Annotated in this window: 8 protein-coding genes and 1 tRNA gene; 3 read left to right on the top strand and 6 right to left on the bottom strand. The window is 39.0% G+C overall.

Annotated features, from left to right (window positions below; translation table 11 throughout):
- Positions 1-35: 35 nt before the first annotated feature.
- The 4 genes from grxD to IQ237_RS22550 form a co-directional block, all read right to left on the bottom strand.
- Positions 36-359, bottom strand: a complete 324-nt coding sequence (gene grxD, locus IQ237_RS22565; protein WP_096572563.1) for a Grx4 family monothiol glutaredoxin — start codon at positions 357-359, stop codon at positions 36-38.
- Between the two features lie 301 nt (positions 360-660).
- Complete coding sequence (ltrA, locus tag IQ237_RS22560; RefSeq protein WP_194059210.1) at positions 661-2,379, bottom strand: group II intron reverse transcriptase/maturase; 1,719 nt, start codon at positions 2,377-2,379, stop codon at positions 661-663.
- A gap of 582 nt (positions 2,380-2,961) precedes the next feature.
- Positions 2,962-3,195, bottom strand: coding sequence for a BolA family protein (locus IQ237_RS22555; RefSeq protein ID WP_194059209.1), 234 nt, complete (start codon positions 3,193-3,195; stop codon positions 2,962-2,964).
- A 123-nt stretch (positions 3,196-3,318) separates the two neighbouring features.
- On the bottom strand, positions 3,319-3,864 hold the full coding sequence (locus tag IQ237_RS22550) for a hypothetical protein (protein WP_194059208.1): 546 nt from the start codon (positions 3,862-3,864) through the stop codon (positions 3,319-3,321).
- A gap of 170 nt (positions 3,865-4,034) precedes the next feature.
- On the opposite strand from IQ237_RS22550, the gene IQ237_RS22545 reads away from it, so the two are divergent.
- Together IQ237_RS22545 and IQ237_RS22540 are read left to right on the top strand one after the other, a co-directional pair.
- Complete coding sequence (locus tag IQ237_RS22545) at positions 4,035-6,140, top strand: S8 family serine peptidase (protein ID WP_194059207.1); 2,106 nt, start codon at positions 4,035-4,037, stop codon at positions 6,138-6,140.
- Between the two features lie 430 nt (positions 6,141-6,570).
- Positions 6,571-7,503 (top strand): cobalamin-binding protein, encoded by a 933-nt coding sequence (locus IQ237_RS22540; protein WP_194059206.1) that lies wholly within the window; start codon positions 6,571-6,573, stop codon positions 7,501-7,503.
- Between the two features lie 299 nt (positions 7,504-7,802).
- Here the strand turns inward: IQ237_RS22540 and IQ237_RS22535 are convergent, their stop codons facing one another.
- On the bottom strand, positions 7,803-9,143 hold the full coding sequence (locus tag IQ237_RS22535; protein WP_194059219.1) for a hemolysin family protein: 1,341 nt from the start codon (positions 9,141-9,143) through the stop codon (positions 7,803-7,805).
- Positions 9,144-9,349: 206 nt separating this feature from the next.
- Positions 9,350-10,048 carry a hypothetical protein gene (locus IQ237_RS22530; RefSeq protein ID WP_194059205.1) on the bottom strand — a complete coding sequence of 233 codons (699 nt, stop codon included), beginning with the start codon at positions 10,046-10,048 and terminating at the stop codon, positions 9,350-9,352.
- 646 nt (positions 10,049-10,694) lie between these two features.
- Between IQ237_RS22530 and IQ237_RS22525 the strand changes: the two genes are divergently transcribed.
- Positions 10,695-10,767 (top strand) — tRNA-Ile (locus tag IQ237_RS22525).
- Positions 10,768-10,921: the final 154 nt, after the last annotated feature.

Below are 10,921 nucleotides of genomic sequence, written 5' to 3'. Positions count from 1 at the left end.
CTCCCCATCTATCTTCCCAGTCCACAGTCCCCAATTTATGAAGCTAGTGCTACTTCTACTTTTTCCTGTAATTCACCTTTTTGATACATTTCATACAAAATATCAGAACCGCCTAAAAATTCACCATTAATGTAAATTTGGGGAATTGTTGGCCACTCAGAATATTCTTTAATACCTTGACGGACTTCATAATCAGAAAGCACATCAAAAGTCTCAAAGGGAACGCCCAAAGCATTGAAAATCTGCACCGCATTGTTAGAAAAACCACATTGGGGCATTAATTTAGTTCCCTTCATGAAAACCATAATTTTATTGTTCTTGATCAAGTTATCAATTTTTTCTTTAACTTCCGGTGTCATTGTTGTTAGTTCCTTTTTGCGGAGATTCAAAATTCCAAGGTTCATTCAATTTTAGATTGATTTATTAGATTGATTTATAGATTTTGATTAGATTGCAATTTTTTCATTGTCATGTAATTTATTCAATCCAAAATCCAAAATCCAAAATCCAAAATCCAAAATCTAAAATCTAAAATCTAAAATTAGTCAAGCTTAGGGAGTAGATGTATTAAACTCAACGAGGCTGTCACCAACCCCGTTGGTCTTCAAAACCGGACGTGAGACTTTCACCTCATCCGGCTCCTCAATAATGCAGTGTTTGTCACACATACTTCAAGTTGCTACTCTCTCTAGCAGTCTTAGTATCATGGCAATGCCTGTGCAAGAGTTGAAGATTTTTATATTCATCCTTTCCACCTTGCGATTTAGGGATGATATGGTCAACTTCCAACACATCGCTTTCACGAAAATACAGTCCGCAGTAAGCACATTTACCCTTTTGCTGTTTAAGTAAATTGGCTACTCTTATAGGCATTTCGGGACTTTTCCCCAATCTTGTACTCCAGTAAATCAGGTTGCCATCATAAGGAGACGATTCGCCTTTAACTTTTACATGACGAACTATGGGGGTGTCGGCATGGTTAAGTAACCGCAGGGAATTTTTACATTCTTCCTTGGTTGCGAATACCCAATTATCACCGCCAATTGTGTGCCAATATTTAGACACAATCCATTTAACGGATTTACGTGGATGACGGCGTTTTGCCCAAGTTAACAGCCTTTGACACACTAAATGATCCAAATCTGTGTAAGCTACCTTACTTACTACAGTCCCATAATAGTTAGCCCATCCCCTGATAATGGGGTTTAGATGCTTGATAAGTGCCACTTGTGACACAGCCTTATGAGCCGAAATGACTTCCGCGATTCGGTCATAGTGTATTTTGAGCTTTTCTTTACTTGGGGTGATGATAGTCTTAAAACCAAGTTTTTCACAGTTTGATGATTTTCCTGATTGATATTTACCAACAGGATATTGTTTGATGGTAAATCCTAGAAAGTCGAATCCTGGCTGTTCTTGCTGATACTGTTCTAGTGTATGGACAAGTTTTGTTTTGCTTGGTTTTAATTCCAAGCCCATGCCATTTAACCATTCAGAGATTATCTCTCTGCACTTTTGGACAACGGTTATATCTTCGTGTAAAATCACAAAGTCATCGGCATATCGAATTAAAGCTAAACTGTTGCGGTTATTAGCCTTTGATCCAGGTAGAGTTTCCGCGAATTGTTTAATTCTTTCTTCCATCCCGTGAAGGGCTATGTTTGCCAATAGTGGAGATATGACCCCACCTTGCGGCGTACCCTCAAGTGTTGGAAACAACTGCTTACCATCCATCACTCCCGCTTTCAACCAGGCTTTAATTTGCCTTTTTATGGTGGGGAATGTATTTAATTTTCTTAGCAGTGCTTCGTGGTTTATGCGGTCAAAACATTTAGCAATATCGGCATCTAGCACATATTTGGCTTTGTACCTAATTGCATTGAAGATTGCTTCAATCGCATCATGGCATGAGCGTCCTGGTCTGAACCCATAACTGTTAGGCTCAAATCGCGCTTCCCATTCTGGTTCTAACGCCAGTTTGACAAGTGCTTGCAAGGCGCGGTCTTTCATTGTAGGTATACCTAAAGGTCTTTTTTCGTCCGTACCAGGCTTGGGAATCCATACTCGCCTAGTGGGGTTGACCTTGGAACTTAGTTTGAGTTCTTTTACAAGGCGCAAACGTGCTACTGGAGATAGGGATTTTACCACGTCCCCTCCTGCTGTTTTCTTGCCTGTGTTGTCCTGTGTTACCCTACGAATCGCAATCAACTTTGCATACCAGGACTTCATCAACGTCTTCTGGAGTCTACGAACTGCTTTTACATCACCACGACTAGAAGCTCTGTAGATGCGCTTTTGTAGCTTATAGACTACCCTTTCGATTTTCTTCCAGGGTATGTCTTTCCATTCCACCGTAGTCTTTAAACTCGTATTAGACATATTTACTACTACTTGTACCTCTACTATCTGCATTACCGTGAGTCCGTCTGCATATCCTTGGTATTACTCAAGGCGTTCGCTTTTGACTCAATCTTTCCAATCCGCAGCATCCGGTTAGCACCTACTCAATCATCGACCTGATTGAGAGCATACGAATGGTTACTTCGTTCCGAGAGTTCATACTGTGTGTCTTTAGAGTTCTACTATCCACCGGGTTTCTTGGGAGTGCATATTGGTCAGAAGAAAAGCTGCCAATACCCATCATCCTGTGCCTTTTGGCTACAGCGTGTCAGCCTGATTTCGCTGTTTCTTGGTCACGATGGTTCAAGCATAGATTTAGTTTTCTTACTCATGGACACTTCGCTCAACGGTTACTTCTAAAGGCTTGAAGTAGAGCCGCCTTTCACCCCCGCTTCAAGGATTGATGGCTAGTCGCTACCCTGGGGGACATGGTTTTTTAACCATGCTCTGTGTGCCGTCAACGCTGCACCTGCGTGGTAGGATTTTCACCTACATGAATCTCTCAGTTGTCAAGGTTCAGAACCTTGCGGGTAATCCTCCACCCAATGAGCGGGTTAGTTTCTACCCAACGAATCGCACTTTCAAAGCCAAGGCATGAATCGCTTCAGTTGACATCGCTTGCTTCAACGCACCATAAACCATCTGGTGTTGTTGTACAAGTCCCTTACCTGCAAACTGTGATGAAACGACAGTCACCTGATAGTGATCCCCACCACCTGTTAAGTCTTGCACCTCAACTTGTGCATCTGGCAGTTCTGCCTTAATCATGTCCTCAACTTGCTGTGGAGTAATCATCCTAATTCCTGAAAAAAACTTACTTCTCTATTATTATCAGGGAATAGGTGACAGGTGACAGTTAAGAGGCAGGGGAGCAGGGGAAGTTAATAACACAATCAACTATCAACTATCAACTATCAACTATTTTCTGGGATAAGCGGTATCAACAAAACCTAATTCAAACAGTTGTTGATAAGCTTTTTTACCTAATTCCCGTGTGGGGTTTTGACTCTTAATAATTTGAATCAATAATGGTACTGCTAATTCTGGCTGATTTAAAGCTCGATGTACTAGTGCTAATTGATAGGTTGCTTCGTCGCGTTTTTGGGCAGTTTCCAGGGCTTTTTTGCGTTGAGAATCAGATACTCTGATGTCAATACCGGAAAAACTGGCATTTAAATCTTGGTATAAATTAGATAGCTGATTATAAAGTTGGCGTGCTTCTTGGAGTTTTTTAGCGGCTAGGGTGTAGTTTTGACCGGAAACAGCTTGTTCTGCTTCTTTCATCAGGCGATCGCCACCTGCCATACTTAACAAGCTATTATTTTGGCTGTTGGGACGCAGGGTATTAGTTTCGTTACCAATAGGTTGTGCTTGGTTATCGGGCATCTGTATTACCTGAGCCTGTACAGGTGATAGCAGACTAAGAATTGCAATAAGTGATAAAGAAGTAGCAGTAAGGTTCATGGGGTCAAATACTGTAACAAGTCTATAAAAAATTTATGGAAACTTTGGGTATCTTAACTCGGTTTGTGCTTGAGATACAGCAAAATTAGATCACAACTTTCTCTGATGTAGACTGGACATCAGTTGAATAGAGTTCCTGTAACCCTGCATATTCAGTCAAGTATTCCATGATGAGCGATCGCCTTAATTCCTCTAATTCTCAAACTACAGGTGTACCCACAAGCAGCCAAGGAGTTGTTTTACAACGTGGTGGAGAAGAATTGATTTTAGAAAAAGTTTGGGAACGCTTTACCATCCGTCCGACAGCCAAACTTTCTCCTGAACAATTATCTCAGGTTTCTTGGGGCATTTGGCGGCGCACTATCCCCAGAGCCAAATTAGAAGTATTCACCGTTGAACCTAGCCGGTTAGACGCGGCCATGTCCCAAGCACGGGCTGATGAAAAGGTGGCTTTTGCTAGTCATGTTTACAAGTTTAAAGATAATCCAGGTACTTATGTTTATTTAAGTGACCAAATCACAATTCAATTTGCTACTTGGGTAGATTCTGCCAAGATTAATACTATAGCAGCCACATTTAGCTTAATTGAAAATCAATCAGTTCCAGGGCTACCTAATACATTTATCTTTCTTGTTAGCAAACAAGCCACAGAAAATCCCATCAAAATCACCAACCAATTGCAAGCACTTCCAGAAGTTTTAGCTGCCGAACCAAATATTTTTATTCAACAAGAACCACATTATAAACCAAGTGATTCTCTTTATCCTCAGCAATGGTATCTTAACCACAATAGCGGTAATCAATTAGGAATTGGTTCTCATATTTCTGTAGAACAAGCTTGGGATATTACTCGCGGTGTGCGTTCTGTGGTGGTTGCAGTTGTGGATGATTCTTTTGATTTAAATCATCCAGATTTTCAAGGTTTGGGTAAAGTTATTGCTCCTAGAGATTTGAAAGAAAATGATTTTTTACCTTTACCTGGAGAAAAAGAAACCAGTCACGGTACTGCTTGTGCAGGAATAGCTGTAGCCGAAGAAAATGGTCAAGGAATTGTTGGTGTTGCTCCTGGTTGTGCTTTAATGCCAATTCGCACCACGGGATATTTAGATGATGAATCTATTGAAGATATATTTAATTGGGCAATTAATCACGGTGCTAGTGTAATTTCTTGTAGTTGGGGAGCTTCTGCTGTTTATTTTCCTTTATCTTTGCGTCAAAAGGCGGCTATTACCCGCGCTGCTAGTCAAGGAAGAAATGGTAAAGGATGTGTAATTGTTTTTGCTGCTGGTAATGCTAATCGTCCCATTGATGGCACTATCAATGAGCAAAATTGGCCAAAGAATATTTTACAAGGTAAAACAGCTTGGTTAAGTGGTTTTGCAGTTCATCCAGATGTAATTGCGGTTTCTGCATCTACGAGTTTAAATAAAAAAGCAGCTTATAGTAATTGGGGTGAAAATATTTCTGTTTGCGCTCCTAGTAATAATGCTCCTCCAGGAATGTGGTTTCAAGAAACCGGTTTTGTTTATACACAACCAACTATAAATACTTCTCTTCTTGGTTTGGGAATGTTTACTACAGATCAACTCGGAGCAGCTGGTTATAATCCTGGAAATTTTACTAATAATTTTGGTGGTACTTCTAGTGCAACTCCTGTAGTTGCTGGAATAGCAGCTTTAATTTTATCAGTTAATCCTGATTTAACGGCTCAACAAGTTAACCGTATTTTACAAGAAACCACTGATAAAATTGTTGATCCAGAACCTGATCCACAATTAGGTTTGCGGGGTGGAACTTATGATAGTAATGGTCATTGTATTTGGTTTGGTTATGGTAAAGTGAATGCTGCTAAAGCTGTACGCGCAGCGCAACAGTTGAGTAAAGTGACATCAAGTGTTAACAACCAACTAAAAGGTGAGAATAAAAATATAGTGGCAATTCCTGATAATGATCAAAGGGGAATCAGCAGTATAATTACTGTGAATGAAAATGTCACTGTTGCTGATATTCAAGTAACGGTGAATATTACTCATGAATTTTTAGGAGATTTAGAAATTTATTTAATTTCTCCTAATAATCAACGAGTTTTATTACAAAGTCGGACATTGGGAAAACAAACTCAGTTAGAAAGGACTTATAGTGTGCGATCGCATCCTGTCCTTAAACAATTACTTTCCATCTCTGCTAGGGGAAATTGGCAATTACAAGTTATTGATAATTCACCTCCAGATGTGGGTCAATTGAATATTTGGGAATTAATCATAGGATATGCGTAATAATGCAACCCAAAAATCAATTTTTCATCCATATAAACCCAATAAAAAATATTAGCCAATTTCAATATTGTCGAGTTTTTCACATATACACCTATAAGCTTTTACTTTTCAATCATAATGTCATTTTTTACTAACGTCTAAATAAGAACAAGCAAAATTTACTCAAACTTGATATACCTGTGCGCCTTTACATCGCTTTTACTTATTCTCGCAAATGGGCGCTAAACAAAAATGCTAACATCCTCAAGATAGATATCTTATTTCTGGAAGTATGCAAAAATAAAAGTAGCAACAAGTGTAAAAAAAATTGAAACCGTTTTTTATTCTTGACTACTGACTGCTGTAAGGGTTTAGCAGTGCTAAACCCCTACTCCTGTAACTCCTGTAACTCCTGTACTCCTGTAACTCCTATCCCCAGGAGGTAATACTTATGATAGATACAGATATAAAAATTGTTTCTTTAATTCCTAGTGCGACGGAAATTGCTGCTACTCTGGGTTTGCAAAATGCTATAGTTGGGCGATCGCATGAATGTGATTATCCCCCAGAAATTTCCCATCTTCCAGTTTGCACACAAGCACGGTTAAATGCTCAAGCTCCTAGCAATATCATTCATGATCAAGTAAACAGAATAGTACAATCTGCTTTGAGTATCTACAACATCAAATTAGATGTTTTAGAGAAATTGCAACCTACCCATATTCTTACTCAAGCTCAATGTCATGTCTGTGCAGTCAGTTTACCAGAAGTAGAGAAAGCTGTCACCCAACTTACCCACAGTTCACCCCAGATTATTTCTTTACAGCCTAACACACTGCGGGATGTGTGGGGTGATATTGAGAGAATAGGTCAAACCTTTGGAGTAGATTCAGTAAAAATACTTGAAAATTTAGAAGCTAGAGTAAAAATTTGTAACCGCAAAATTCAAGGACTTTCTGTAGCAGAAATGCCTACAGTTGCTTGTATCGAGTGGACTGATCCAGTGATGACGGCTGCAAATTGGATACCTGAGTTAGTTAATTTGGCAGGTGGACAAACTTTGTTTAGTGTTACGGGTAAACCTTCTGCTCACATCAACTGGGAAACCTTGGTTGCTACTAACCCCGATGTAATTATTTTTATGCCCTGCGGCTTTAATTTACAACGGACTCAGGAAGAAGCGAAATTATTAACTCAGCGTCCAGAGTGGGAAAAACTGCACGCTGTCAAAGCTGGCAGAGTTTTCATCACTGATGGTAATGCTTATTTTAACCGACCTGGACCACGTTTAGTTGATTCTGTGGAAATTTTAGCAGAAATATTGCACCCAGAAATATTTGATTATGGTTATCAAGGTACTGGGTGGCAAACTTTACACAAGTAAGAAGAGTATTTAGGGTGTGCTGAAAAAGTTATCTGTGAGAGTCCAGGAGTATGGCTAACGCCACGCTTCGCTATCAAGGAGTTTTTTTGATTTGGAAATTGTGCAAACACTAACAAAGTGTAAGCTTTTTTAGGCTCACAGTACCTAAAATCTTGCACAATTTTAATTTTCACCATCCTCAATCCCTTGATTTATCTAGGTTTTACATTTATTCAGCATACCCTATTTAAGAGAGCAATTAATGATGAAACTCTGACTACAAAAGGGTTTTACTCTCGACTCTCGACTCCCGACTCCTGCTATAATATTCTAATTTCGATTTGGTGCAAGCGTGGACCGCTAACTGAGACTATAGTAAATTCTAGATTTTCATAGTTGAATATTTCCCCTTTGGCGGGTATTCTTTGCAACTGATAAAGTACAAAACCTCCCAAAGTTTGATATTCTCTTGCTAAGGGTAAATTAATATGTAAAACTTCATTTAGTTCTTCTAGATTTATCTGTGCTTGCACTAAAAATGTTTGCTTTTCTAACATTTGCACTAACAAATCATCAGTAACTGTTGGTTCACCTGCATTACCAATAATTTCAGCAATTACATCTTGAATTGTCACTATTCCCACAGTAGCGCCAAATTCATCAACCACTATCACCATCGCCGGTTTTTCTTGCTGCATCATGGGCAATAATTCGCTCAGAAGTGTCTGTTCTGGGACAAACCGGGGGGGACGCATCCAATGGTAAATTTGTGTTTCTAAGGTCATTTTACCGATGGATAGGGGTTGTGCTAAATCTTGAAAATAAACAATACCTCGAATGTCATCTAAAGATTCACCAATGATGGGATAGAGAGAATGTCCAGTAGATGTCATTTCTTGTAATAATGTTTGAAAAGTAGCATCTTCTGGTAAGGTAATAATATTTGTCCGGGGAATCATTACATCTTGGGCGGTAATTTCACCAAACTCAAAGACATTATTTAACAGTTCTCTTTCTGATAATTCTAAACCTGTTGATTCCCGTTCTGTTGATATAATTAATTGTAATTCTTCAGGTGTAACTGGAGGTCTCCAACTTTGACCTGTGTATTCAATGCCAAACAATTTTAACAGGTAACGAGTTGATTGGTTGAGAATCCAAATTACAGGGCTAAAAAACCGGACTATAGCTTTCACAGAAGGACCTAAAAACCTGGCCAGTTGTTCGGAATACAACATAGCCACTGATTTAGGAAATAATTCCCCTAAAACAATTTGCAAATAGGCAATTAAAAAAAAGGTAATGGGAATTGATAGAGAATGAGCCAGAAAATTACTCAAATTCCCCGGTAAAGGCCAGGATTTTAACCATGCGTTGACTATGACGACAATGCTACTTTCTCCAATCCAACCTAATGCCAAACTAGAAAGGGTAATCCCTAATTGGGCAGTAGATAGCAACCTGTCAATACTACGTTGTAACATTTCTACAGCGATCGCAGGTATATCACCAGCCTGAACTAGCTGATGGATGCGAGTTCGCCGTACTGTCACCATTGAAAATTCTGCGGTGACGAAAAAGGCATTAATCGCTATCAGCAGTAGCACTGACAACAATTTAAACCCTATATCTGTCCAAATTAACTGAGAAAAAGCACTCACCTCTCTAGCTCGTGTCAAAAAATTTTGGATTTTGGATTTTAGATTTTAGATTTTAGATTGACCCCATATTGGGTAAAGTTTAAACTATCTACAGTCAGGGGTTTGTTTTCAATCTGAAATTTTGAATATTGGGTTCAAAATCCAAAGGCGAAAACCTACAAGTCCTTCAACATTATGGTTATACTAAAACGCTAATAATAGCATTTTTATTTTTCCACAGGAATATCGGACACCTGTAATTTCAGTTTTTGGGCGGGATAATCTGTTAACGCCAGTGATACACTGCTCACATCATCTAGTAAAGCTGTAGGAATGCTGATTGTACCTGTAAAGGTTGGACCTTTACCTGGTAATTCGGCGGGTAATCCCTCTGTAATGGCGCTCAAGGTTCTGCCTTTATCATCAGTAACATCTAAAAAACTATACAAGAATCTCACAGTATCATTAGCTTGATTCTGCATTTTGACTCTTAGTATTAAATCACCACCAGAGTAACGAACCGATTTTACAGACATTGTTACGCCTTCGCTCTCAGCCACAACTGGAAATCCTGGTTCTAGTTTTTCTTCTGCTACTTCTTCGCGCTTTTGGGCAGCCTCAGATTTTTTGGCTGTGATTTCTTCTTCTTCCTCTCGTTTTTGTGCCTTGTTATCAGTTTTATTATCTTGCATTCTCGCTTTTACAGCCTTGATAATATCTTCCTCTTTTAATAGGGTTACTCTGTCCGATTGGGCGTTATTATTCCTATTGCTGGCAAATTTGGTTGTGGGACGACCATCTGGTGATGAAACACCCTTGAGGGCAGAACTTCCCATCGAAAAACCCAAAAATGCGCTCACAGAACCTGCTCCCAGCATTAGGGTTAACAAAATTAACGTCAGAACTACAGTGGAATTTATTTTCATCGCTGACAAGCTATTACAGAAAAAACATAGTCTATATATTAGTCAAGAAATCGGGGATTGGTGATTGGTGACTGGGGAATGGGGACTGGGGAAGAAAATTTTAGATTTTAGATTTTAGATTTTAGATTGGAATTGACAAAAATAATCCAAAATCCAAAATCCAAAATCCGAAATTGTATCACCAATTACCAATTACCAAACCTAAACTAAAATTTTTTTAATTATGCGTCAGATGGTAAAATCATGCTATACTCATAGATGTGTGTTTGTCCAAATGCTGAAAATAGGTTACTCAAGCTACAATAATATCAGAGCTTGTCCTAAGTTGACCATTTTATAGACAAAAATATACTTATGTTGACAAAAATGGACATAGGTTAGCTCAGAAAAATGCCAACTTGATATATAATCCTCAGATATCAAGTATTGAATCAGACTATTACCGACGCGAAAACCAAGCATTGATAGTGATAGTCTGTTTCCAAATCTTAACCTGAGAAAGTCGCGTTGGGCTACAGCGTGCAAGTCTACTGAGGGATAACCGCTCCCATGCTCCCGTTGAAGTAGAAAGTAAAGTCTAGCTTTGTCTAGGTTTTATATAGCAGTTTAAAGCCTACTTAAACACAAGACAAATCTAACACAACAAGCGCCTTTGGCCGATTGGGGAGGCAACGAACTCATAATTCGTCTTCAGGCTGGTTCGATTCCAGCAGGGCGCATTTAATGAAAACCTATGTATAATAAGCTTTTTGGATTTGGTGAGTAGTTACTTAACTACCTAATTTCCGTTAATTGCCACTTTTTTACTCTCCCTAGCTATTCCCTGTGCAGCACAATGGGGCGTGATATTTTACTTAGGATTATGATTAAGTA

It is taken from the genome of Sphaerospermopsis sp. LEGE 08334 (genome assembly GCF_015207205.1).
In the GTDB taxonomy this organism is placed as follows: domain Bacteria; phylum Cyanobacteriota; class Cyanobacteriia; order Cyanobacteriales; family Nostocaceae; genus Sphaerospermopsis.
Note: the sequence above shows the minus strand (reverse complement) of the source record. Positions and strands in the feature narration are given on the sequence as shown.